Genomic DNA, 23,679 nt, shown 5'->3' on the forward strand with positions numbered 1-23,679 from the left:
TGTCTTCCATCAGAACCTGCCCCGAGAAATGAAATTCCCAGGGATCATCGCACCGTCGTCCGGCGCTTGTCGCAACCTCGAAACACCCTGAAAATTCCTTTTTCCAAGTGCGCCGACGTTCAGCCCACGGCGTGTTCCTCAACCGCTTGCGTCTCGACATCCAGCCACCACGCATGACCGCGTTCAGGCATGCTCAAACTGAACGCCTGGCCCATCGGCGGCGTGGTAATCGACACATTGCGCTCCCATGCCAGCGCCATGATGCGGTCGAAGGGTTCGTGCCAGGCATGGAACGCCAGGTCGAAGGTGCCGTTGTGAATCGGCAATAACCAACGGCCCTTGAGGTCAATGTGCGCCTGCAAGGTTTGCTCGGGTTGCATGTGCACATGGGGCCAGTCGACGTTGTAAGCACCGGTTTCCATCAGGGTCAGGTCGAACGGGCCGTAATGTTCGCCGATGCGCTTGAAGCCGTCGAAATAGCCGGTGTCGCCACTGAAAAAGATCCGACGCGCGCCGTCGATCATCACCCAAGAGCACCACAGCGTCTGGTTACTATCAAACAGGCCCCGCCCGGAAAAATGCTGTGCAGGCGTGGCGACCAAATGAATGCCGCCGACCTCTGTGCCCTCCCACCAATCGAGCTGCCGCACTTTACGCGCGTCCACGCCCCATTTGACGAGGATATCGCCTACGCCCAGCGGCGCCAGGAAGGCAGCGGTCTTGTCGGCCAACTGGATGACAGCCTTACGGTCCAGGTGGTCGTAATGGTTGTGGGAAAGAATGACCGCTTCCAAATCAGGCAGTTCTTCAAGAGTGATAGGGGGCTGATGGAAACGCTTGGGACCAGCCCAACTGAAGGGTGACGCGCGCTCAGCGAACACCGGGTCGGTCAGCCAGAACTTGCCGCGCATTTTCAGCAGTACCGTGGAATGCCCCAGGCGAAATACGCTGTGGTCGGGGGCGGCCGACAGTTGCTCGCGGGTCAGCGGTTGCACCGGGATCTGCCCTACTGGCCGCGTGGTGCGCGGCTTGTGAAAGAGCATCTTCCAGAAAATACCCAAGGTTTTGGCAAAGCCGGCGTGCTGCACGGGAGCGCCGTTGCTGAAGCTTCCCGGAGCCTGTTCGGCAGGCTTGCGGGCGACGGGCGCGGGGTCGAGACGGGTTGAGATCGTGGCCATTCCAGAGTGACTCCTACAGACCGCTCATAAGTTACACTGCACAGTGTAGTTTCAAGATTGCAACAAAACCCGGAGCAAGTAAACTACCGAGTGTAATTTTCCTCCTAGAGCCGATCACTGCCCATGACTGCCCCCCAGCGCCTCACCGACCGCAAACGCGAAGCCATCGTGGCCGCCGCCATCGCCGAGTTTCGGGTCAACGGGTTCGAGGTCACCAGCATGGACAAGATCGCCGCCACCGCCGGCGTCTCCAAACGCACCGTATACAACCATTTCCCCAGCAAGGAAGAGTTGTTCGCCGAAATTCTCCACCAACTCTGGGCCAGCAGCGTCGCCCAGCTCGACGTCAGCTACGCCAGCGACCGTCCGTTGCGCGAACAATTGCGCGAGTTGCTCGAAGCCAAGATGAAGATGATGTCGGACGCCAATTTTCTCGACCTGGCCCGGGTTGCCATCGCCGCCACCATCCATTCACCGGAACGCGCCCAGGACATGGTCAACCGCCTGAGCAAACGCGAAGAAGGCTTTACCCAGTGGGTGCGCGCCGCCCAGCAAGACGGCCGACTCAGTTGCAGCGACCCGGCCTTCGCCGCCCACCAGATCCAGAGCCTGCTCAAGGCTTTCGCGTTCTGGCCACAGATCACGCTGGGCCAACCCACCCTTGATGCAGCCAGCCAGGCCAGGGTCATCGAGTCGGCCATCGATCTTTTCCTGGCCGGTTACGAAATCACTGCACAGCGCTGAAGCACTGGCCCCTCCCCACTGTTGCATAAGCGACATCCCTGGTCGTTTTTCGACGATTCCTGCACGGTCTCTCCACAAATGGCTTGGAAGGACACTGATTATTCCCACAGGAATAACTGACAATATTCACCGGACTTATCCGATCAACGGTTAATCGGGCAAACGTGCGTAGCCGTGTCAGTGAAAAACAGCTGAACCAGGAATTTATGGAAAACAGACGAGGCAAGGGGCTTTCATTTGCCAAGCGAATCTACAAGCCAAGGATCATCGGCCTGGGCATCGGTTGCATCAGCGTCATCGGCGCGCTGTATCCACTCACGATGCCGGGCTGGGTATGGGCGTTCCTGCTGTTCAATGGGTTTGCCTGGGCCCATGTGGCATATCAGCTGTCGACCCGCTCCCAATTCCCCTACCAGGCCGAACAGCGCAACCTGCTGTATGACTCCCTATCGGGCGGCTTCTGGGCCGCGGCCACACAGTTCACGCCACTGACAGCCGTGACCATCCTGTCGATGATGACCATGAACAACGTCGCGGCCGGAGGCCTACGCCTGTTCCTGCGCGGCCTGCTGGCACAAGTGGCGGGGGCGTGTGTGGCCTGGGCGCTGTTCGGCATCCGGTTCAACCCCGATGTCAGCCTGCTGCAGGTCTACACCTGCCTGCCGATGCTGACCCTCTATCCCATGGCCATCGGCATGGTCTGTTATCAACTGGCGATCAAACTGGCGGAACACAAACGTGCCCTCAGTGCCTTGAGCCGCACCGACAGCCTGACCGGCCTGCTCAACCACGGTTCATGGAAAGACCTGCTGCACCTCAAGTTCCATAAGTGCCAGTTGCAGCAAAGCCACGCCACCATCGCCCTGATTGATATCGATCACTTCAAGCAGATCAACGACACCCACGGGCATATCATCGGCGACGCCGTGTTGCGGCAATTGGGCCTGGAGCTGCGGCGCCACCTGCGCGAAAACGACCTGGCCGGCCGTTACGGTGGCGATGAGTTCTGTGTGATTCTTCCACAGATGTCGTTGAACGAAGCCGCGAAGGTCATGGAACACATGCGCGAAACCTTCAGCCGTTATCAGAACCCGCTGATCCCCGAATTGCGCGTCAGCCTGAGCATCGGCCTGGCGGACTTCCAGCCGCTCTTCACCGATGCCGCCATGTGGCTGAATGCGGCGGACCGAGCGCTGTACACAGCCAAAGATACCGGGCGCAATCGCGTCAATGTCAGCAATTACTTGATCGCCCATTCCGCCTGAAGACCTGATGCGGCAGCCCGTCTGACTGCTGCGACACCCCCGAATAGATAGCACAATGCCTCCACCCGTCCGCTAACCCAAAAAAGGTCCTGAACTGGGTCGAACTTCTGGTCAGGCTGATCACTCTGAACCGGTTGTTCCACCCCGCTGTCGGCACAAGGAAGCTGACAATGAGCACGTCAACCGTGAGGCGAAGCGCCCTACGGAGGCAGGCGCATATTCATGGATACCCCAAGACGCTTGCTTACCCGAGCACCCGAACATGCTATTCAACGCGCATAAAAAAACCATCGACCTCCTGCAACATACCGTCGCGCAACAGGCCAGCCTGCTGAACGCCATCGAGCGCTCCATGGCAGTGATCGAATTCGACCTGCAAGGCACCGTGTTGCGAGCCAACGAGAACTTCCTCAAGACCTTGGGCTATCGCGCCGAGCAGATCGAGGGCCAACCCCACCGCCTGTTCTGCACCCCGGCATACGTCCGCAGCGCCGAGTACAACCAGTTGTGGTCGGACTTGCGCAACGGTCGATTCCAATCCGGCACCTTTGAACGGGTGGGCAACGCCGGCCAGTCGGTGTGGTTGGAAGCCAGCTACAACCCGGTACGCGACGACGCCGGCAAAGTGATCAAGGTGGTGAAGTACGCGATGGATGTCACCCCGCGCCTGCAGGCCGAGAGCGAAGCGGATGCCAAACTGGGCGCTATCGACCGCTCCATGGCAGTGATCGAGTTCAACCTCGACGGCACTATCATCACCGCCAACGACAATTTCCTGCAGCGCATGGGTTACAGCCTGGCGCAGATCCAGGGCAAGCATCACCGCCTGTTCTGCAAACCGGAGTTGGTCAACAGTTCGGCCTACAGTGAATTCTGGCAGCGCCTGAACCAGGGCCAGTTGTTCAGCGGCCAGTTTGAGCGCGTCGATAAAAACGGCCAGACCGTCTGGCTGGAAGCCAACTACAACCCGGTACATGACGCCAGTGGGCGCCTGTACAAAGTGGTGAAGTTCGCCTCCGACGTCACCGCCATGGTGCAACAGCACGCCGCCGACGCCGCCAGTGCAGCCCAGGCGTACCACATCTCCCTGAACACCCGGGACATCGCGGAAAAAGGCGCCGAAGTGATCCAGCAATCCGCCACTGGCATGCGTGAGATTGCCGCCGACATCGACGGCTCGTCGCAACTGATCGCCAAGCTGGGCCAGCGTTCGCAGCAGATCACCGCCATCGTCAACACCATCCGAGGCATCGCTGACCAGACCAACCTGCTGGCGCTCAATGCGGCAATCGAAGCGGCGCGGGCGGGTGAACAAGGCCGTGGCTTCGCGGTGGTGGCCGACGAAGTACGGCAATTGGCGGCGCGCACCAGCGGCTCGACGACCGAGATCTCCAGCATGATCGCGATGATCCAGGACGAGACCCGCCAGGCTATCGACAGCATGGACGGCACACGTGACCGCGCCGCCCAGGCTGTGGAGTTGGCCAACCGCGCCGGCACGGTGATCCTGCAAATTCGCGAAGGCACCAGTGAGGCGGTACAGGCAGTGAGCGCTTTTGCCAACGAACGCAGCGCCCACTGAATCGGCTCTGGGTTATTCATACGTCAGACAGGTCGCCAGGACTATAGTGAACGCCCGTCTTACCGTTGATGACCCGAGCCCACCATGACGCCAGATAAGCCTGAAACCACCCCCGTCGACCATCGACGTTTCCACCGGCGCCACGATCACCTGGCGCCGACCTTCGGCAACGACACCTTTGCGCTGAAGGCCGAAGCCTTCGCGCGCTTCTTTGGCACGCCGACCTTCCTCGGCGCGCAAACCGCGATCGTGATCTTGTGGGTGGCGCTCAACGTCAGCGGCATCACGCACTTTGACGTATACCCGTTCATCCTGCTCAACCTGGCGTTCAGCCTGCAATCGGCCTATGCCGCGCCGCTCATCCTGCTGGCCCAGACACGCCAGGCCGCCCGCGATAAAGCCCAGTCCGACGCCGACGCGCAGCACCGGGAAGCGCTGGCCGTGGCCAACGCCGAGCGCCAGGCCGAGGCCGCGCGGACCACCAAGCAACTGCTGGAACTGCTGGAGCAGAACACCCGCCTGACGGAAATGACCAAGCAACTGACCGAGCGTATCGAGACCCTGACCTGCGAAATGCATGAGCACTTTGTGCGGAAAACCTAGCGCCCCGGCAACCGCAGGTGCTTCCCCAGCTCATCAAACAGCGTCACCACCGAACGCAACGCCCGGCAATCGGGACGCGTGAGCAGCCATAGCGCCGTGTCGTGCCCTGCCAGCACAGGGCCCAGCGGTTGCAGGTCGCCACCCAGCAGAAAGTCCGGCAGCGCCGCCACGCCCAACCCCGCCCGCACCAGCTCGGTGACCGACAACATGCTGTTACAGCGATAACTGGGGCGCACGCCTGGCAAGTGCGCGCGGCGCCAGGCGACGGTGGGGTGATCGGGCAAAAAGTCATCCGGTGCGATCCAGGCCAGGTCGGCCAGGTCACGTCCTGCATGTCGTCGTGCAAAATCGGCGCTGGCACACACCCGATACGTCACGCTGCCAAGGCAGCGTCCTACCAGGTGTTCGGGCGGGGTCTTGGTCAAGCGCAGGGCGATGTCGGCATCGCGGCGGCTGAGGTTGGCGAAATCGTTCGAGGTGCTCAGTTCCAGGGTCAGTGCCGGGTAGTCCGGCATGAACTGCGCCAGTGCCGGCAGCAACAGGCCTTGCAGCACTGAGTCGGTGCAGGTCAGGCGCACCGTGCCGCTGATCACCTCGCCACCCTGCTCCACGCCAATCCGCGCCGCTTCCAGGGCCTGTTCGGCGCGCTCGGCCTGCTGCGCCAGGTGGCTGGCGAGGCTGGTGGGCAAGTAGCCGGCACGGCTTTTCTCGAACAAGGTCTGGCCCAGCGCGGCCTCCAGGCGCCGTACTGCGCGGAACACCGTCGACACATCCACCCGCAGCAACGCCGCCGCGCGCGCCAGCGTGGCGCCGCGCACCAAGGCAAGGATCAGCGACAGGTCGTTGTAGTCGAGTCGATAGTGCGTGGCTGCATTGAGCATATGGGGAAATGCCAATATTGATTGCGTGAGCGCCAATCTATAGTGCGCCTCAGGACACCACAAGCCATGGGATGCACCCGATGAAAACCACCGCCCTGCACCTCGCCCTGATCGGCGATTACAACCCCGACGTTATCGCCCACCAGGCGATTCCCCTCGCCTTGCAACAAGCCGCCGACACATTGGGCCTGAAGGTTCACGTGCAATGGCTGGAGACGGACACCCTTGGCCCCCATCAACCGTTGCAGGGTTTCGATGGTTTCTGGTGCGTGCCTGCCAGCCCCTACCGCGACACCGACGGTGCGCTACGGGCGATCCGGTTTGCCCGCGAGCAACGTCGGCCGTTCCTCGGTACCTGCGGCGGTTTTCAACACGCAGTGCTGGAATACGCCCGCAACGTGCTGGGCTGGGCCGACGCCGAACACGGTGAACTGGCGCCGAAGGCCCGGCGCGCAGTGATCACGCCACTGAGTTGCGCTCTGGTCGAGGCCTCTGACACGGTGCGCCTGGCGCCCTACACGCGCATCGCCCAAGCCTACGACAGCCTCGATATCGAGGAAGGCTATCGCTGCCGCTACGGCATCAACCCCGAGTTCGCCGACGCGCTGCTGGAAGGCAACTTGATTGCCAGCGGGCATGATTCGGCGGGCGACCTGCGCGCGGTCGAGTTGCTGGATCATGCGTTCTTCGTCGCCACCCTGTTCCAGCCGGAACGCGCGGCGCTCAAGGGCATCACGCCGCCCTTGGCGATTGCGTTGCTGAAGGCTTGCCAGGAGGTCTCGGCATGATCGCCAACACCCCCGCCCCACCTTATTACGCCGTGATTTTCAGCTCACTGCGCACCGATGGTGATCACGGTTACGGCGAAGCCGCCGCCCGCATGCTGGAACTGGCGCGCGAGCAACCGGGTTTTCTCGGGGTGGAATCGGCCCGGGAGGATGGCCTGGGGATCACCGTGTCGTACTGGCGCAGCGAGGCCGACATCCTCGCCTGGAAGCAGCAGGCCGAGCACCGGGCAGTGCGTGAACAAGGACGCGCCACTTGGTATTCGGCGTTTCAGACAAGGGTGTGCAAGGTGGAACGGGCCTACGCATTCCAGGGCCAGTAACCTTCGTATCGCCTGGTTCTCTGTGGGGGCGGGCTTGTTGTGGCAATCGGGGCCTTTTGTGGTGTGGAGGGCCTACTGTGGCGAGCGGGCTTGTTGTGGCGAGCGGGCTTGCCCCGCGTTGGGCTGCGCAGCAGCCCCAATTAAGAACGCTGCAGTGTGCCAGGCAGCTCCGGGGCTGTGTTTTGGGGCTGCTGTGCAGCCCAACGCGGGGCAAGCCCGCTCGCCACAACAAGCCCGCTCACCAGAGAAAGCCTGCCCACCACAACAAGCCCGCTGCCACGAAAAGCTCGCTTACCGCTTATGCCGTCTAGCTCACCAGGCTGCGTAATGCGCTGATCTGCGGAATCTCCACGCGCCGCATATACACACGCAGCGGTTCGCTGATGTTGATGCGGTCGTCGATATTCTGGTCCAACAGCAACTGGATACGTTCGCGCGACAGCGTCATGGTCTGCTCAGGGGCCGGCAACCAGACGAATTCCGCGGTAGGAATGATGCCGTCATCGGCCACGTCCATGCCGAAGGAGTCTTCGCTGAAACGTACGATGTATTGGCCGGTCTTGCGGTTCAGGCCGACAAATCCGCGGAGTTGATCGGCAGCCTGGCAGATAAGCTCGGAGGTGATGCGCATGGTAAACCTCACTGAAAAGTCCCACAGGGACTGGAAAGATGGTTTACACGCGTGGCAGAAAGGACTGCCCTCTAACGGGGCAGTTCGCAGCAAGAGTACTGCAATGTATCGCAAAAAAACCGAGAAAATTGGCGCGTGCGCACGTTAATGTCGGTTTGGTGATAGCGCCGTTCGCAATCAATTGTTAAAAAGGAGGCCTTCTCAAAGCTACCTCCACGAAAGGATTTCGCATATGCCTGTCACGTTTACCAACGGCCCGGCGCCCGCCACCCTAGGGGGCGTGCTGCTCGCCCTGATGCTCGGCATGGCCCCTGTACAGGCTGCCGACCCGATCAGCCCGGCTGAATTGGCAACTAACGAAGGCATTCCCCACCCCGCCGTGATCGCCCACCGTGGCGCCTCCTACGACGCCCCTGAATCCACCGCGGCGGCCTACAAGGTGGCGCGAGACCTGGGCGCCGACTACCTGGAAATGGACCTGCAGCGCAGCAAGGACGGCGTGCTGTTCGCCTTGCACGACAACAACCTGCAACGCACCACCGACGTGGCCACCAAGTTTCCCGAGCGCAAGGACGCCCCGGCCAACGAGTTCACCTGGAAAGAACTGCAAACCCTCGACGCCGGCAGCTGGTTCAATGCCGCCTACCCGGATCGCGCCCGTCCCGGCTTCGTCGGCCTGAAAATCCAGAGCCTGGACGACATCATCAAGATCGCCGAAGGCAACCCGCAGCACAAACCCGGCCTGTACATCGAGACCAAGGAGCCCAAGCAATTCCCCGGTATCGAAGCCGACCTGAAGAACAAGCTGCTGGACAAAGGCTGGCTGAGCTCCGCCGGCTCCAAGCTGGGCAAGAGCAACACCGGCGTCGGCCAAGGCAAGGGCCGCGTGGTGTTGCAAACGTTCGAGACCGCCAGCCTCAAAGAGCTGCAGAAAGAAATGCCGAACACCCCGAAGATCCTGCTGTTGTGGGTGGGTGAAGGCAGCATCGAGCCTAAGTCCAAAGTCACCTTCGCCGAATCCGGCGAACCGACCAAGGCGGCCTACTACGCCAAGCAAGAGCCGAAAGACTTTGCCGAGTTCGAAAAGTGGGTCGACGAAGCCAAGAGCCTGGGCGCCATCGGCACGGGCCCTTCGGCCGAACTGACGGCCCACGGCGACCAGAGTTACACCGACCTGGTCAAGCCTGAAATGAACAAGCTGACCCACGACAAGGGCCTGCTGGTGCACGTCTACACCGTGGATGAGCCCGTGGACTTCGAGAAAGTGATGAAAGCCGGTGTCGATGGCATCTTCACCAACCGCGCAGCCGAACTGCTGAAGTTCTACAAGCGCTGGCCGTCGTCCAGCGTGCAGGACCTGCTGAACGACTATAAGTACTGAGTGAGTCAGTTTGCCATTAAGGATGAGTTAAGTTGCGCTGGTTAATCTGGCGCCACTTAAACAGCTCAACGAAGAAGGACACACACGATGAAAACCCTGACTGCCCTGTTCGCCGCCACTGCCCTGACCCTGACCGCCGGCCTGGCCCAGGCGGATGTTCGCCCGGATCACATTGAAGGTCTGCTCAAGTCCGGTGCCGTGAAGCCTTTCGAGCAACTCAATGCCGCCGCGCTGGCCAAGCACGCAGGTGCCAGCATCACCGACACCGAGCTGGACCACAACAAAAGCGGTGTACTGGTCTACGAAGTCGACCTGACCGACACCGCCGGCAAGAAGTTCGAAGTGAAACTCGACGCCAAGACCGGCGCCGTGTTGGAAGACAAACTCGACACTTGAGTCAACCCTTGAAAACCGCGCCACCTTTGGGTGGCGCGGTTTTTTTATGGGCGTTCATCCATCTACCTGCTGGTCACTGCCCTTCATCGCGGCAACCATGACGGCCCGGAACCGCTCAGCGCGACGGTCAAAAAAGTGTCTTAATTATGCTCGCCCCCTTCAAACGGTCACAAAACTGTCAAATATCCTTGCAATGATTCGCCCACGCGAACCTGTGAAACGTCCTACAGGCGCTTTCTTTGCGAGCCGCCATGAACCACAGCATCGACCACAGCCACCAGGATCCTGATCTGTTTGGCTTGCTTTACGGTTTTCGTTTTCGCCCCGGTGAAAAGGGTGAGCAGATTGATTCAGCCACGGCCTTGCAAGCATTACAGCAACCGGGCGACCCGGAAGAATTCCTCTGGCTGCACCTGAACCTGGCCCACGCCGCGTGCGAGCGCTGGATGCAGGCGCATCTGGATTTACCGGAAGAGTTCTTCGAAGCCTTGCACGAAGGCTCGCGCTCCACCCGTATCGAGCACGTCGACTCGGCCTTGCTGGCGGTGGTCAACGACGTGGTGTTCAACTTCAGCAGCATGGTCTCGTCGGATATTTCCACACTGTGGGTGTGCGCCCGCAGCCGGCTGTTGATCAGCGCACGTCTGCAACCCCTGCACTCGGTGGATAAACTGCGTTCTTCGGTGAAGGCCGGCGAACGCTTTCGCTCGCCCTCGGAGCTGCTGGTACACCTGCTGCGCGACCAGGGCGAAGTGCTGACGCAGATCGTGCGCAAGACCAGCATCAGCGTCGACCATATCGAAGATCAGCTACTGTCCTCGCGCCTGTCCACCAACCGCGCCGAACTGGGGGCCGCACGCCGGGTGCTGGTGCGCCTGCAACGCTTGCTGGCGCTGGAGCCCGGCTCGTTATTGCGCCTGCTCAACCGCCCACCGCAGTGGCTGCAAAAGGAAGACGTGAAGGAGCTGCGCAAGTCCACCGAGGAGTTCGCGCTGATCATCAACGACCTGACGGCCCTGGGTGAGCGGATCAAGCTGTTGCAGGAAGAGATCGCCGCCAACCTCAACGAACAAAGCAACCGCACGCTGTTCACGCTGACCGTGGTGACCGTGCTGGCGTTACCGATCAATATCATTGCCGGTTTTTTCGGCATGAACGTCGGCGGCGTGCCGCTTTCCCAGGACCCGGAGGGCTTCTGGATCCTGGTGGCGCTGGTCGCGACCTTCACGCTGATCGCCGGGCGCTGGGCGTTCCGCAAATTTTCAAACTGAAATGCTATCAATCACGCTGAACGCCCGGCATCTAGGGCTGTTGTGGCGAGCGGGCTTGCCCTAATGCCGTTCAGTTAAGCGTACATCGCCTTCTGTAGGAGCGAGCTTGCTCGCGAAAAACGTCAACGATAACGCGTGTTTCCTGAGTGAACGCGGCGCCTGTGAGTTCTTCGCGAGCAAGCTCGCTCCTACAAAAAAGCCTTAACTGAACGGCATTAGGGCTTGTCCCGCGTTGGGCTGCGTAGCTGCCACAGTCAATAAGAACGCGGTGTATCAGCCACTCCGTGGAGGCTGGTTTTGGGGCTGCTTCGCAGCCCAACGCGGGGCAAGCCCGCTCGCCACAGGGCGATTTGTCAGGGGCTGAAAAGGTGCGTAGGTACCCATCCTTCCCACATTGGCTCCCCAGCGTTTTATAGACCAGCGGCACACCCGATTACCTAAACAATGACCTGCGGCAGCATCGCTGTAACATTCTGCAACGAACATGCACGACATCCTCACAACACTGGATGCTCCGGCATGGCCACCCCTTCCCTGACTGCCTCCACGCATACGTCATCGATTGATACCCAACCCCGGCTCGACAAGAAACCCGGCCTGCTGACGGTGATCATCTTCTTTGCCGTGCTCGCCATGGGCCTGTTGTTCACCGCCTACAGCCTGATGCGCGACATGCACGAACTGGGCACCGTCGTTACCACCTGGACCCCGTTTCTGCTGTTGGGCGTGGCACTGTTGATCGCCCTGGGTTTCGAGTTCGTCAACGGTTTCCACGACACCGCCAACGCCGTGGCCACGGTGATCTACACCAACTCGCTGCCGCCGCAATTTGCGGTGGTGTGGTCGGGCTTTTTCAACTTCCTCGGCGTGCTGCTCTCCAGCGGCGCGGTGGCGTTCGGCATCATTGCCCTGCTGCCGGTCGAGCTGATTTTGCAGGTGGGTTCCTCGGCCGGTTTCGCGATGATCTTCGCCCTGCTGATCGCGGCGATCCTGTGGAACCTCGGCACCTGGTGGCTGGGGTTGCCGGCGTCTTCATCCCACACCCTGATCGGCTCGATCATCGGTGTCGGCGTGGCCAACGCCCTGATGCACGGGCGTGACGGCACCAGCGGCGTGGATTGGAGCCAGGCGATCAAGATCGGTTATGCCCTGCTGCTCTCGCCGTTGATCGGCTTCGTCTTTGCCGCACTCTTGCTGCTGGCCCTGCGTGTCTTCGTGAAAAACCGTGCACTGTACAAGGCGCCCAAAGGCGACACCCCGCCGCCCTGGTGGATTCGCAGCATGCTGATCGTCACCTGCACCGGTGTGTCGTTCGCCCACGGCTCCAACGATGGGCAAAAAGGCATGGGCCTGATCATGCTGATCCTGGTTGGCACCTTGCCGATGGCCTATGCGCTGAACCGCACCATGCCCGCCGAACAGTCGTTGCAATTTGCGGCGGTGGCCGAAGTGACCCAAGTGGCGCTGATGAAAAGCGCGCCGCAGGCGCTGGCCGGCGACCCGCGGCCGATCCTGTCGACCTATGTGACTACCAAGCAGGCCACGCCCGAGCTGATCCCGGCCCTCGCCGCCCTCGCCGGCCAGATCGGCGATGAAGTCAAAGGCTACGGCTCCCTGGCCAAAGTCCCCGCCGAAGCCGTCGGCAACGTGCGTAACGACATGTACCTGAGCAGTGAAACCATTCGCCTGATGGACAAGGACAAGGTCGGCCATTTCGACGCCGATACCCAGGGCAAGCTGCAACTGTTCAAGCAACAGATCGACAATTCCACCCGGTTTATTCCGCTGTGGGTGAAGATCGCCGTGGCCATCGCCCTGGGGCTTGGGACCATGGTCGGCTGGAAGCGCATCGTGGTGACCGTGGGCGAGAAAATCGGCAAGACCCACCTGACGTACGCCCAGGGCGCCTCGGCCGAGACCGTGGCGATGCTGACCATCGGCGCCGCGGATATGTTCGGGTTGCCGGTATCGACCACCCATGTGTTGTCGTCCGGGGTGGCGGGGACCATGGTGGCCAATGGCGGCGGTTTGCAGATGAAGACCATCCGCAATTTGCTGATGGCCTGGGTGTTGACGTTGCCCGCGGCGATTGTGCTATCCGGTAGCCTGTACTGGCTGTTTACCAAACTCTTCTGACACACCATCGATGCACAATGTGGGAGGGGCGGTGCGACGATTCGACGTGCTCCCTCCCACATTTGGACGTGTGCGGTGTCAGCTGTTGAAGAGCCCGGCCATCGCCTTCAGCCGTTTCTTGTACATCCGCCGCGCCTCCAGCGCCTCTTCCAAGGTCACCGCCACAAACCCCGCCCGCTGGTTCGGCTGCATCTGCCCGATCAGGTCCAGGTCGGCACTGATCACCGTGCCGATCATCGCGTAACCACCGCCGGATACCGCATCGCGGTGCAGCACAATCGGCTCCAGACCGGCCGGTACCTGGATCGAGCCAATGGGGTAGCAACTGTCGACGATATTCGACGGGTCAGACCCGGCCCCAAACGGCTGCTCCCGTGGCTGGAAGCTCAAGGCACTGCCGCCCTTGAAGCGATAGCCGATGCGGTCCGCTTCGGAACCCACCGTCCACGGTTCGGCAAAAAAGCTGCTTTTTGCCCCATCGCTGAGGCGTTCGTAATACAGCCCCGGCACCACGCGCAAGGTCACATCGCCACCGACCGAACGACGCAACGCCATCGGCAAACTGTTGCCCGCCCGCCCCTGTCCGCTGGCTGGGCCGATGGGCAATTCATCGCCGGCCTGCAAGCGCCGCCCATGGAACCCACCCAGCGCGCCGAGGGTGTAAGTGGAACGGCTGCCGAGCACCACCGGCACGTCGATCCCCCCGGCGACCGCCAGGTAGGCCCGGGCGCCCGCCTTCGGAAATTCAAAGCGCAACACCTGCCCCGCGCGTACAAGGAAGGCGGTGTCCTGATGCACCACTTCGCCGTCCAGGCGTGGCGACATCAGGGCGCCGCTGATGGCCACCAGCGCGTCCTGTTGAAACGCCAGTTCGGGGCCGATCAACGTGCATTCCAGCCCCGCCGCGCCGACCGGATTGCCCACCAAGTGGTTGGCCGCGCTCAACGCGTACTGGTCCAGCGCGCCCGACGGCGGGATGCCCAGGTGGTAATAACCTTCACGGCCCAGGTCCTGTACGGAGGTGGCCAGGCCGGGTTTGAGGACCTTGATCATGCCAGCGCCTCCTGCAGGGTTTTCGGGTAGCCGATGGGGTCGGCGAGAAACGCATCGAGGGAAAATTCCACCGGGCGGATGCGCAAGTCGAAACGCCCAGCGTCCACCTCGGCGACGGCCAGGTCGTAGGCTGTGCGGTCGATGGGTTTGAACTGCACGATATCGCCGGGGCGGAAGAACACCATGTGTTCCTGAAGGTAAGCCAATTGCTGCGCCGGGTCGTAGATCGGCGCCGGGGTTACGCCGAACATCTGATAACCGCCGGCGCCGCGTACCGAGTAGATGCAACCGAAACAGCCACCGTGGCCAAGGGTCAGCTTTGGCGTGTCGGTACGCGGGCGCAGGTACTTGGGCACCTGCAATTGCCGCGCGCGCTCGACCATCTGGAACATGAACGGCAAGCCCGCGACAAAGCCGACCATCGACACAAACCACGGCGCGCCACTGTGGGCGGCGATAAATGCGTCGACATCCGCCAGGCCATTGATGCGCGCGGCGTACTCCAGGTCGGTGCCGCTGGGGTCCTGGTGGCGATCGCGAAAACGCATCAGGGTTTCATGGGTCCAGGGGTCGTTGTACAGCACCGGGATTTCGATGATGCGCGTGTGCAAGGTGCGTTCGGCCACCGCCTGGGCTTCGGCGCTTTGCACCGCGTCGAGCAGCACATGGGGCGCGATGCGGTCGGGGTCGAAGCGAATCTGGAACGAGGCATTGGCCAGGCATACATCCAGCACGCCATCCAGGGCCAGGCGCTCCACGGCGCGGGTCACGGCCATGCCCTTGAAAAAAGCCTCCAGGGACATGCTGTCGCTGACCTCGGCAAACAGGTGTTCATCCGCGCCGAAGCTGTAGCGGATTGGGGATGTTTCAGCCATGTCTGTTCCTCTTGGAATCATTGTAGAAAGGCAGGCAAAAAAAAAAATGATCTGTGGCGAGCGGGCTTGGTGTGTGAGCGAGTCAGTTGTGGCAAGCCCTAATGCCGTTCAGTTAAGCGTACATCGCCTTCTGTAGGAGCGAGGGGGACGCCTAGTTCTTGCTCGCGAAAAACGTCAACGATAACGCGTGTTTCCTGAATGAACGCGGCGCCTGTGAGTTTTTCGCGAGCAAGCTCGCTCCTACAAAAAAGCCTTAACTGAACGGCATTAGGGCAAGCCCGCTCGCCACATCAAGCCCGTTCACACACCAAGCCAACTGCCACACCCAGCCTGCTCACACCTCAAGCCTGTTCACCACAGCAAGCCCGTTCACTACCGCTATGCCAGCCTGGTCCAACGCTTCACGGGTGGCTTCCACCAATTCCAGGGCGCCGGGGGTGTCGCTGTGCAGGCAGATGGAGTCGAACTCAATAAACAGGTCTTCGCCTTCTACGGTCCGCACCAGCCCCGTCTGACACGCACGCAGGACGCGGGCTGCGACAGTGGCCGGGTCCAGCGCACGTACGTGGCGGGTAAACACAATGGAGCCCGTGAGGTCGTACTCACGGTCGGCATAAAACTCGCGCACCACCGGCTGCCCCAGCTCCTTGGCCACGCGCCAGATCACCGAATTGGGCATGCAATACAGCAGCAACGTTGGCTCGATGATTTGCAGGTTTTGTACCAGCAGCCGCGCGGCTTCTTCGTCACGGGCCAGGTGCATGTAGAGCGCGCCGTGCGGCTTGATATGTTGCAGCGTCACACCCTGGGCACGGGCGATTTCACGCAGGGCGCCCAGTTGGTAGAGCATGTCGTCGACCAGCTCCTGGGCCGGCGCCTGGATATGCCGACGGCCGAAGCCCACCAGGTCACGAAAGCCGGGGTGCGCACCAATAGCCACCCCCAGTTGCTTGGCGCGCGCGACGGTGCGACGCATGGTGCCGGGGTCTCCGGCATGGAAGCCGGTGGCGATATTGGCCGAGCTGATGTAGGCCATCAGTTCCGCGTCAACGCCGTCGCCAATGGTCCAGGGGCCGAAGCCTTCGCCCATGTCTGAATTGAAATCCACTGCCTGCATCGAGGTCGCTCCGCCAAAAGGTGATGCTCGAAAGTAGGCTGCGGCTTGACCCCTTGGGAAGATCTATTATCAGATGATCTATCTTCTGAAAATCAGATAAAGCTATGTCCCTGACCTTGCGCCAAATTCGCTATTTCGTCGCCACTGCCGAAATCGGCCAGATTTCCCAGGCGGCGATTCACTTGAACATCTCCCAGTCTGCCGTGACCACGGCGATCAAGGAGCTCGAAGCCCAGCTCGGCGTGCAGTTGTTCGTACGCTCGGCCCAGGGCATGAGCCTCACTGACGCCGGGCGGCATTTTCTCAACCGTGCCTATGTGATTGTGCGCAGTGTCGACGACGCACTGAACAGCCCCCTGCCCGACTACCGCGCCAGCGGCGTATTGCGGGTGGCGGCCAGCTACACCGTGCTGGGATATTTCCTGCCGCACCACTTGCAACGCATGGAGCACTGGCACCCGGACGTGAGCATCGAGGTGTTCGAACAAGAGCGCCAGGCCATTGAGCAGGGCCTGCTCGACGGCCGGTTTGATATGGCCGTGGTCCTGACCGCCAACCTCACCCACCCGGATATCGTCTCGGAAATTCTCTTCAATTCGGAACGCCGCCTGTGGCTGCCCAGCCATCACCCATTGTGCGAACGTGGCGCCGTGAGCCTGGCAGATGTGGCCCGCGAGCCGTACATCCTGCTCACCGTCGACGAGGCCGAACACAGCGCCATGCGCTACTGGGAACAGGCCGGGCAAACGCCCCAGGTACGGCTGCGCACCAGCTCGGTGGAGGCGGTGCGCAGCATGGTCGCCAACGGCAGCGGCGTGGCGATCCTGTCGGACCTGGTGCATCGGCCCTGGTCCCTGGAAGGCAAGCGCATCGAAACCCTGACCGTGACCGACCCGGTGACGCCCATGAGCGTCGGCCTGGCCTGGCACCGCGAACGGGCGTTTACCCCGGCGATGCAGGCGTTCCGCGATTACTTCCACGACGCGTTCCTGGCGCCGCAGCAGTTGTCGGCACGGCGTTAGAGTTGGTCTTGCAGGGTCGCGGCCAGCCAGTCCATGAACACCCGCACCCGCAGCGGTAAATGGCGCTGCCCGGCATAGAGCAGAGACACGTCCAACGGCGGCGCCGGATAGTCCGGCAACACCGCCACCAACTCCCCACTGGCCAACGCCTGCGCCATGCCCAGGGCCGGCACCTGGATGATCCCGAAGCCGCCCAGGCAGGCCGACTTGTAGGCATCGGTGCTGTTGACCGTGACCCGCCCGGCCATGGGCAGGCGGTGCACCTTGTTGCCCAGCAGGTATTCGAACCCCATCGAGCGCGAACCCAGCGGGCGCACGTAATGCACCAGGTGGTGATCGGCCAGGTCGGCCAAGGTCTTCGGCACGCCGTAGCGTTGCAGGTAGGTGGCGCTCGCACAGTTGATCATCGGCAGGCTGCACAACCGTCGCGCCACCACGGACTGGTCCGGCTGCGCGCCCACGCGCAGCACGCAATCGAAGCCCTCGGCGAGCAGGTCGACCTGACGGTCGGTGCAGCTGATTTCCAGCTCGATCAACGGGTGCGCGTCCATGAAAGGCGGCAGGCGCGGCAGGATCAGGTCACGCGCCATCACGTTGGGCAGGTCCAGCCGAATACGCCCGGCCAGTTGTGCTTCCTCCTGGCGAAACAGCCCTTCCAGTTCCTCCATGTGCGCGAGCAGATCCTTGCTGCGCTCATACAACACACGCCCGTCCTGCGTGGCTTGCACCGTGCGCGTGGTGCGTTGCAGCAACCGCGCGCCGAGCAGTTCTTCCAGCGCCTGCACATGCTCGGACACCGTCGAACGCGGCAAGCCCAGGCTCTCGCCAGCGCCGGTGAAACTCGACAGTTCGGTGACGCGTACGAAGGTGCGCAACAGTTCGAGTTTGTTCATGGGATTGTTCGCCTGATCCGACCAGTGATTCCGATTCACTGCTGTTTATCACGTTATAGGCGCACAAATACACTGTGCGCCACCATCCCATCCAGAGGCATTCATCATGACCCGCAAAATCGCATTGATCACCGGCGCCAGCCGTGGCCTGGGTAAAAACGCCGCGCTGCACCTGGCGGCGCAAGGCGTGGACATCATCGGCACTTACCACAGCAAAGCGGAGGAAGCGCAGGCTTTGGTCGCGCAGATCGAACAATTGGGTGGCCGCGCGGCCATGCTGCAACTGGATGTCAGCCAGAGCGCGAGCTTCAGTCAGTTTGTTGGCGAAGTGGCTGGCGTGCTCAAGGATGTGTTCGCACAGGAGCGCTTCGATTTTCTGATCAATAACGCGGGGATTGGCATTCACGCCAGCTTTGCCGAGACCACCGAAGCCCAGTTCGACCAACTGGTGGCGATCCAATTCAAGGGCCCGTTTTTCCTGACCCAGCAGCTGTTACCGTTAATCCGCGACGGCGGCCGCATCCTCAATGTGTCCAGCGGCCTGGCGCGCTTCAGCCTGCCGGGTTACGCCGCCTACGCGGCCATGAAAGGCGCGATGGAAGTGCTGACCCGCTACCAGGCCAAGGAGCTGGGTGCACGTGGCATCAGCGTCAACATCCTGGCCCCGGGCGCCATCGAGACCGACTTCGGCGGCGGCGCCGTGCGTGACAACGCCAGCCTCAATGCGATGGTCGCCAACAACACCGCTCTGGGCCGTGCGGGCCTACCGGATGATATCGGCGGGGCGATTGCCAGCCTGCTCGCCGACGGCAGCCACTGGATCACCGGCCAGCGCATCGAGGCGTCGGGCGGCATGTTTCTGTAGGAACTTCTCGCGCAGCACGTCATAGCCCCAGTGATACACATAGGTGTACGGCAGGAAAAACAGCAGTACACCTATGTCGAGGATAAACGCCTGCACCAGGCTGATATTCAGCCAGGCGGCAATCAGCGGCACACACACTAGAATCAAGCCCCCTTCAAACATCAAGGCATGCAGCCCCCGGGTCCAGGCGTTGTTGGCCAGGTGCCAGCGCGTCTTGAGGCGGTCGAACAGGCCATTGAAAATCACGTTCCAGGTCAGCGCCAACAGGCTGATCGCCAGGGTGACCATGCCCATTTCCAGGGCCGGTTTATCCATGATCCACGCCAGCAACGGCGTGCAAATCAACAACGCCAGGGCCTCGAAACCAATGGCCTGGCACACACGTTCAGTAATCGACTTGGTAGGGTTCATAACCCGGCTCCGTGAGTGACGATGGTTGCCATCATTACCCCTTGGCTCGATACTTCATAACCAATAACCATCGATCAAGGCGATAGTCATGGCCTCTAACGAAGTGCTGCAGGCATTTGTCCAGGCGGCGACCCAAGGTTCGTTTTCGGCGGCGGCGCGCAAGCTCGGCAAGAGCCAGTCCACCGTCAGCGCAGCGGTGGCGAGCCTGGAGATTGATTTGGATGTGGTGCTGTTTGACCGCAGCAGCCGCAAGCCGACACTGACGCCCGTAGGCCATGTGTTGTTGCAACGCGCCGAGCAGGTGCTGGAGGCCAGCAGCCGGCTGGAGTTGGCGGCGAGTCAGTTGGCCCAGGGGTTGGAGCCGAAGCTGAGTATCGCCATGTCCGATACCTACCAGTCCGACCGTTTCGAGGTCGCCCTCAGCGCGTTTGAACAACGCTACCCGGACCTTGAGCTGGAATGCCTGATCGCCGAATGCGAAGACCTGATCGCCCTGGTCCAAAGCGGGCGGGCGCAGATCGCGTTTATTGAACACCAGGACGTGTATCCGCCGGACCTGACCCGCGCGCCGGTGGACGAGCGCACCGAGATTGCCCTGTTCGTGTCACCGAAGCATCCGCTGGCGGGCCTCGATACCCTCACGGCGCACGCCCTGCAACAGCACCGCGAATTGCGCCTGGCAAGCATCATCAACCCGAACGAAACCCGCGCCAACGGCCGCTTCTGGTCGGCCCCCAGTTATCTGATGCTGCTGGAGATGGCCCAGTTGGGTTTCGGCTGGGCGCCGATTCCCCGCTGGCTGGTGGAACGCTTCGGTGGCGGGCAACTGGTCGAACTCAAGGCACGCGGCTGGCCGCGTTCGGTGGCCGTGGATGCACTGTGGTCCCGTCACCATCCTCCGGGGCCGGCGGGGAGTTGGTTGTTGGGGAAGATGTTGGAGTGATATCTCCCACATTTGAATCTTCATTGCTTGGGGGAATCGAGTTCGGCCAGGCGGTGTTCGAGGAAGCGTTTTTCAGGGATCTGCTGGGTCAGTGACAGGGCTGTTTCATAGCCCCTGCGGGCCTCTTCCACCCGTCCCAACTGCCGGCAAAACTCGCCCCGCGCCGAATGCGCCAAGTGGTAATCCTGCAACTCCCCGCGCGCCAGAATCGCCTCCACCTGCTGCAAGCCCGCCAACGGTCCATCGCGCATGGCCACCGCCACGGCGCGGTTCAATTCAATGACTGGCGAAGGCACCGCCCTGAGCAATACATCGTAGAGCCCAATAATCTGCGGCCAATCCGTTTCCCCGGCGCTGCGTGCCTCGGCATGCACCGCCGCAATCGCCGCTTGCAGGCAATACGGGCCAAAACCCCGCTGGGTCAGTGCCTGTTCCACCAGCGCGCAACCTTCAGCCATCAAGGACGTATCCCACAACGAACGGTCCTGTTCATCCAACAGCACCAGTTCGCCGCTGGCCGAGGTGCGCGCGGCGCGGCGGGATTCGTGGAGCAGCATCAACGCCAGCAAGCCCAGGACTTCCGGTTCGGGCAGCAATTGGGTCAACAAGCGACCGAGGCGGATGGCCTCACGGGTCAGGTCTTCGCGGGTCAGGTCCGCGCCCATGGACGCCGAGTAGCCTTCGTTGAACACCAGGTAAATCACGCGCAGCACACTGTCCAGGCGTTCGGGTAATTCGGCCAGGGACGGCACCTGATAGGGAATCTTCGCCTCGCGGATCTTGCCCTTGGCCCGCACGATGCGTTGGGCGATGGTGGTGGGCGTGGCCAGGAAGGCGCGGGCGATTTCTTCGGTGGTGAGGTCGCAGACCTCACGCAAGGTCAGCGCCGTCTGGGCGTCGGCCGCCAACGCAGGGTGGCAGCAGGTGAAGATCAGGCGCAGACGGTCGTCTTCCACGTCTTCCTCACTCCAGTCAGCGGCTTCCAGTGCGTCAGCCTGCGCCTGCAACAACGGGGTAAACCGGGCCTGGCGGCGCAGACGATCGATGGCCTTGAAGCGTCCGGTCGATACCAGCCAGGCGCGTGGGTTGCTCGGCACACCGTCTTGCGGCCAGCGCTCGACCGCGACGAAGAACGCCTCGTGCAAGGCTTCTTCGGCGAGGTCGAAATCCCCCAGCAAACGGATCAGCGTGGCGAGGACGCGCCGGGACTCACTGCGGTAGATCGCCTCGATGGGAGGCGTCAATCGCGCATGCCCTGGGTCACCAGCGTCACCAGGCGGTCCAGGCTCTCGCCCCAGCCGTCGTGAAAGCCCATGGCTTCGTGGGCCTGTTTGTCTTCAGCGCTCCAGTGCATGGCGCGAGCGGTGTAGAGGGTCTTGCCGTCTTGCTCCTCAAAGGTGACTTCAGCGCTCATGAACGGCTTGCCCGAAGGTATCCAGCCCGGCATGAAGGCATCGGTGAACACCAGGCGGTTGGGCGCGTCGATCTCCAGGAACACGCCCTGGGTCGGGTACTCGCTGCCATCCGGTGCGCGCATCAGGGTGCGGAACAGGCCACCGACCCACAGGTTCATTTCACACTCGGGGGTGGTCATGCCGTGGGGCCCCCACCATTGTTGCAACAGGGCAGGTTCGGTCCAGGCGCGGAACACACGGCTGCGCGGCGCATCGATCACGCGGCTGATGGACAGCTCAAATTCGGCAGGTTGCTTGGGCATGGGATAAACCTCCTGAGTCTTAGGGTTGTTGGAGTCAGAGATTCAATTCGCGCACGGGGCGCACTTCCACACTGCCGACCCGAGCGGCCGGAATGCCACCGGCCACCTGGATCGCTTCATTCAAGTCCCGCGCCTCGATCAGGTAGAACCCGGCGAGCTGCTCCTTGGTTTCGGCAAACGGCCCGTCGGTAATCGACAGCTTGCCATTGCGCATGCGCACGGTGGTGGCCGTGCTCACCGACTCCAGCGGCTCGGCGGCGAGCATGCGCCCGCTGGCCTGTATCGACTGGGCGTAGGCGAGACACTCCGGGTCTTTGGGGCTGTCTGGCGAAGTGTGCAACAGCTGTTCATTGCTGTAGATCAGGCACAGGTATTTCATGACGTTCTCCGTTTTCGCAACGACTGACTATAGTTTGCGGCGCTCAAGGTTTCAGGTCGAACAGTGCCGTGCCGCTTGCCATGTCGAACGGCGCCGACCAATGCTCATGCACCACCTTCCAGTCGCCGTTAAAACGTTGATAGCCGGCCGTCACCCGCATCCAGCAGGCCTTCACTTCACCGTCCGGCCCGGCGCCGCCGCAGTGGGCCAGCCAGTGGGCGAACGCGCTGTCCTGGGACTCGACGATACGCAGTTCGTGGAACTCGAAAATGCCGGGGCCGGGGCAGTGTTCCATGCACGCTTCCCAGTGCGCACGGTAGGCCGCCTTGCCTTTGAACTGCAGGGCGCTCACGGCATCGAACGAGACGATATCGTCGGCGTAATAGCTGACAATCTTATCGATATTCCGGGAAAGTACGGCTTGCTTCCATTCTTCGATCAGGGTGTTGATTGCGGTACTCATGGCGATACTCCTTCGGGTTGGAAAATCAAGGAAGACACCCTTAGTCGAACGGCCTCCAGGCAAATCGACAGCCCGTTGAAAAATAATTTCGTGCCGCACAAAACCGCTAGACTGCGCCCTTCTTTGCAGCCGTTCGGACGCCCCGATGCAAACCCGCCTTGTCGCCTACGAGGCGCTGAATGCTGTGCAACAACAGCAAGTCGGCGCCCTCGAAGTTCATCCTGAGCAGTTGCCGTTTTGCGGCGACATGTATTGCGCACTCAACACCCTGCTGGTCAACCCAAGCCCAGGCGTCAAAGGCTTTGCGCTGCTGGCCGACGAGCGTCCGGTGGCGTTCCTCCTGCTCAAGCGCCCGCCCTGCCTGCCGCACTGGGCGGATGAACACAGCGCCACGCTGCATGCGCTACAGGTGGATCGGCAGCAGCAGGGCCGGGGCTTTGGCAAGGCGTGTTTGCAGGCGCTGCCGGCGGCGGCGATACAGGCGTGGCCGCAGATCAAGGGGTTGGAGCTGTCGGTAGACGTGGACAACGTGGCGGCGATGGGGCTGTATCTGGGCGCCGGATGGGTGGACAGCGGGGAGGCGTATCAGGGGCGGGTCGGGTATGAGCGGAGGTTGAGGTGGGTGTTTGGTCGATGTGGTGTTGGCCTGCTTTAAATGTCACGTATAGATAACTTACCCGATAAAAAGTAATGAATATGCGACATGAATACTTCAGTTATCGCTCAGCAACCCGACAGCCAAGTTCGCGCCATGCGTCTTAACCA

The 23,679-nt window shown here is 61.8% G+C and carries 25 protein-coding genes and 2 pseudogenes; 15 read left to right on the plus strand and 12 right to left on the minus strand.

The genetic code is table 11. The features are described 5' to 3' along the window. Positions 1-119 precede the first annotated feature (119 nt). Positions 120-1,178, minus strand: coding sequence for an MBL fold metallo-hydrolase (locus AC1Q6I_RS09680; protein WP_024077030.1), 1,059 nt, complete (start codon positions 1,176-1,178; stop codon positions 120-122). Positions 1,179-1,301: 123 nt separating this feature from the next. Here AC1Q6I_RS09680 and AC1Q6I_RS09685 point away from each other — a divergent pair, with 123 nt between their 5' ends. The 5 genes and pseudogenes from AC1Q6I_RS09685 to AC1Q6I_RS09705 all read left to right on the plus strand — a co-directional run bounded on the left by AC1Q6I_RS09685 (position 1,302) and on the right by AC1Q6I_RS09705 (position 5,372). Beyond that, positions 1,302-1,922, plus strand: a complete 621-nt coding sequence (locus tag AC1Q6I_RS09685; protein ID WP_024077031.1) for a TetR/AcrR family transcriptional regulator — start codon at positions 1,302-1,304, stop codon at positions 1,920-1,922. A gap of 206 nt (positions 1,923-2,128) precedes the next feature. Then, positions 2,129-3,187, plus strand: a complete 1,059-nt coding sequence (locus tag AC1Q6I_RS09690; protein WP_024077032.1) for a diguanylate cyclase — start codon at positions 2,129-2,131, stop codon at positions 3,185-3,187. Between the two features lie 352 nt (positions 3,188-3,539). Continuing rightward, positions 3,540-4,169: pseudogene (locus AC1Q6I_RS09695) on the plus strand (PAS domain-containing protein); the annotation flags it as partial. A 165-nt stretch (positions 4,170-4,334) separates the two neighbouring features. Continuing rightward, positions 4,335-4,769 (plus strand): annotated as a pseudogene (locus tag AC1Q6I_RS09700) (methyl-accepting chemotaxis protein); the annotation flags it as partial. An 84-nt stretch (positions 4,770-4,853) separates the two neighbouring features. Beyond that, positions 4,854-5,372 (plus strand): DUF1003 domain-containing protein, encoded by a 519-nt coding sequence (locus AC1Q6I_RS09705; protein ID WP_024077034.1) that lies wholly within the window; start codon positions 4,854-4,856, stop codon positions 5,370-5,372. Here the strand turns inward: AC1Q6I_RS09705 and AC1Q6I_RS09710 are convergent. Next, positions 5,369-6,253, minus strand: coding sequence for a LysR family transcriptional regulator (locus AC1Q6I_RS09710; protein ID WP_024077035.1), 885 nt, complete (start codon positions 6,251-6,253; stop codon positions 5,369-5,371). The two genes, AC1Q6I_RS09705 and AC1Q6I_RS09710, sit on opposite strands and share 4 nt — an antisense overlap. Positions 6,254-6,333: 80 nt before the next feature. Between AC1Q6I_RS09710 and AC1Q6I_RS09715 the strand changes: the two genes are divergently transcribed. Beyond that, positions 6,334-7,041 (plus strand): CTP synthase C-terminal region-related (seleno)protein, encoded by a 708-nt coding sequence (locus tag AC1Q6I_RS09715; RefSeq protein WP_102624551.1) that lies wholly within the window; start codon positions 6,334-6,336, stop codon positions 7,039-7,041. After that, positions 7,038-7,361, plus strand: a complete 324-nt coding sequence (locus AC1Q6I_RS09720) for an antibiotic biosynthesis monooxygenase family protein (RefSeq protein ID WP_102624552.1) — start codon at positions 7,038-7,040, stop codon at positions 7,359-7,361. Before AC1Q6I_RS09715 ends, AC1Q6I_RS09720 begins: the two co-directional genes overlap by 4 nt. 307 nt (positions 7,362-7,668) lie before the next feature. Here AC1Q6I_RS09720 and AC1Q6I_RS09725 read toward each other — a convergent pair whose 3' ends face one another. Further along, positions 7,669-7,992: a DUF2025 family protein gene (locus AC1Q6I_RS09725; protein ID WP_024077038.1), complete on the minus strand. Its 324-nt coding sequence runs from the start codon at positions 7,990-7,992 to the stop codon at positions 7,669-7,671. Positions 7,993-8,224: 232 nt separating this feature from the next. On the opposite strand from AC1Q6I_RS09725, the gene AC1Q6I_RS09730 reads away from it, so the two are divergent. From AC1Q6I_RS09730 to AC1Q6I_RS09745, 4 genes are all read left to right on the plus strand, one after another. After that, positions 8,225-9,373 (plus strand): glycerophosphodiester phosphodiesterase family protein, encoded by a 1,149-nt coding sequence (locus tag AC1Q6I_RS09730; RefSeq protein ID WP_024077039.1) that lies wholly within the window; start codon positions 8,225-8,227, stop codon positions 9,371-9,373. 87 nt (positions 9,374-9,460) lie between these two features. Then, positions 9,461-9,769, plus strand: a complete 309-nt coding sequence (locus tag AC1Q6I_RS09735; RefSeq protein WP_024077040.1) for a PepSY domain-containing protein — start codon at positions 9,461-9,463, stop codon at positions 9,767-9,769. Between the two features lie 251 nt (positions 9,770-10,020). Further along, positions 10,021-11,040, plus strand: coding sequence for a transporter (locus tag AC1Q6I_RS09740; protein ID WP_024077042.1), 1,020 nt, complete (start codon positions 10,021-10,023; stop codon positions 11,038-11,040). Positions 11,041-11,559: 519 nt separating this feature from the next. Beyond that, on the plus strand, positions 11,560-13,176 hold the full coding sequence (locus tag AC1Q6I_RS09745) for an inorganic phosphate transporter (RefSeq protein WP_024077043.1): 1,617 nt from the start codon (positions 11,560-11,562) through the stop codon (positions 13,174-13,176). Positions 13,177-13,254: 78 nt separating this feature from the next. On the opposite strand, the gene AC1Q6I_RS09750 is transcribed toward AC1Q6I_RS09745, so the two are convergent. From AC1Q6I_RS09750 to AC1Q6I_RS09760, 3 genes are all read right to left on the minus strand, one after another. Further along, the gene (locus tag AC1Q6I_RS09750; RefSeq protein ID WP_024077044.1) at positions 13,255-14,229 is read right to left on the minus strand and encodes a 5-oxoprolinase subunit C family protein; all 975 of its coding nucleotides are present in this window, start codon (positions 14,227-14,229) and stop codon (positions 13,255-13,257) included. After that, positions 14,226-15,104 (minus strand): 5-oxoprolinase subunit B family protein, encoded by an 879-nt coding sequence (locus AC1Q6I_RS09755; protein ID WP_024077045.1) that lies wholly within the window; start codon positions 15,102-15,104, stop codon positions 14,226-14,228. Before AC1Q6I_RS09755 ends, AC1Q6I_RS09750 begins: the two co-directional genes overlap by 4 nt. Positions 15,105-15,438: 334 nt before the next feature. Next, positions 15,439-16,221 carry a 5-oxoprolinase subunit PxpA gene (locus tag AC1Q6I_RS09760; protein WP_024077046.1) on the minus strand — a complete coding sequence of 261 codons (783 nt, stop codon included), beginning with the start codon at positions 16,219-16,221 and terminating at the stop codon, positions 15,439-15,441. Positions 16,222-16,325: 104 nt separating this feature from the next. Here AC1Q6I_RS09760 and AC1Q6I_RS09765 point away from each other — a divergent pair, with 104 nt between their 5' ends. After that, positions 16,326-17,243, plus strand: coding sequence for a LysR family transcriptional regulator (locus AC1Q6I_RS09765; protein ID WP_102625293.1), 918 nt, complete (start codon positions 16,326-16,328; stop codon positions 17,241-17,243). Here AC1Q6I_RS09765 and AC1Q6I_RS09770 read toward each other — a convergent pair. Next, positions 17,240-18,136, minus strand: a complete 897-nt coding sequence (locus AC1Q6I_RS09770) for a LysR family transcriptional regulator (RefSeq protein WP_102625294.1) — start codon at positions 18,134-18,136, stop codon at positions 17,240-17,242. The two genes, AC1Q6I_RS09765 and AC1Q6I_RS09770, sit on opposite strands and share 4 nt — an antisense overlap. Before the next feature lie 106 nt (positions 18,137-18,242). On the opposite strand from AC1Q6I_RS09770, the gene AC1Q6I_RS09775 reads away from it, so the two are divergent. Then, positions 18,243-19,001 (plus strand): SDR family NAD(P)-dependent oxidoreductase, encoded by a 759-nt coding sequence (locus tag AC1Q6I_RS09775; protein ID WP_024077049.1) that lies wholly within the window; start codon positions 18,243-18,245, stop codon positions 18,999-19,001. On the opposite strand, the gene AC1Q6I_RS09780 is transcribed toward AC1Q6I_RS09775, so the two are convergent. Beyond that, positions 18,900-19,412 carry a multidrug/biocide efflux PACE transporter gene (locus AC1Q6I_RS09780; protein ID WP_069076896.1) on the minus strand — a complete coding sequence of 171 codons (513 nt, stop codon included), beginning with the start codon at positions 19,410-19,412 and terminating at the stop codon, positions 18,900-18,902. The two genes, AC1Q6I_RS09775 and AC1Q6I_RS09780, sit on opposite strands and share 102 nt — an antisense overlap. 88 nt (positions 19,413-19,500) lie before the next feature. Here AC1Q6I_RS09780 and AC1Q6I_RS09785 point away from each other — a divergent pair, with 88 nt between their 5' ends. Continuing rightward, positions 19,501-20,355 carry a LysR family transcriptional regulator gene (locus AC1Q6I_RS09785; protein ID WP_102625295.1) on the plus strand — a complete coding sequence of 285 codons (855 nt, stop codon included), beginning with the start codon at positions 19,501-19,503 and terminating at the stop codon, positions 20,353-20,355. A 20-nt stretch (positions 20,356-20,375) separates the two neighbouring features. On the opposite strand, the gene AC1Q6I_RS09790 is transcribed toward AC1Q6I_RS09785, so the two are convergent. From AC1Q6I_RS09790 to AC1Q6I_RS09805, 4 genes are read right to left on the minus strand one after another with little or no spacing between them, the layout of a single operon-like run. Continuing rightward, on the minus strand, positions 20,376-21,599 hold the full coding sequence (locus AC1Q6I_RS09790) for an RNA polymerase sigma factor (protein ID WP_102625296.1): 1,224 nt from the start codon (positions 21,597-21,599) through the stop codon (positions 20,376-20,378). Continuing rightward, the gene (locus AC1Q6I_RS09795) at positions 21,596-22,072 is read right to left on the minus strand and encodes an SRPBCC family protein (protein ID WP_102625297.1); all 477 of its coding nucleotides are present in this window, start codon (positions 22,070-22,072) and stop codon (positions 21,596-21,598) included. The genes AC1Q6I_RS09790 and AC1Q6I_RS09795 overlap by 4 nt, the downstream gene beginning before the upstream one ends. A gap of 34 nt (positions 22,073-22,106) precedes the next feature. Continuing rightward, a complete protein-coding gene (locus AC1Q6I_RS09800; protein WP_024077054.1) occupies positions 22,107-22,451 on the minus strand; it encodes a YciI family protein in 345 nt (114 codons plus the stop codon). A gap of 43 nt (positions 22,452-22,494) precedes the next feature. After that, positions 22,495-22,914 (minus strand): YybH family protein, encoded by a 420-nt coding sequence (locus tag AC1Q6I_RS09805; protein WP_024077055.1) that lies wholly within the window; start codon positions 22,912-22,914, stop codon positions 22,495-22,497. Between the two features lie 145 nt (positions 22,915-23,059). Here AC1Q6I_RS09805 and AC1Q6I_RS09810 point away from each other — a divergent pair, with 145 nt between their 5' ends. Then, positions 23,060-23,569, plus strand: coding sequence for a GNAT family N-acetyltransferase (locus AC1Q6I_RS09810; RefSeq protein ID WP_102625298.1), 510 nt, complete (start codon positions 23,060-23,062; stop codon positions 23,567-23,569). Positions 23,570-23,679 lie beyond the last annotated feature (110 nt).

The sequence above is a fragment of the Pseudomonas sp. MPR-R2A5 genome (assembly GCF_058793055.1).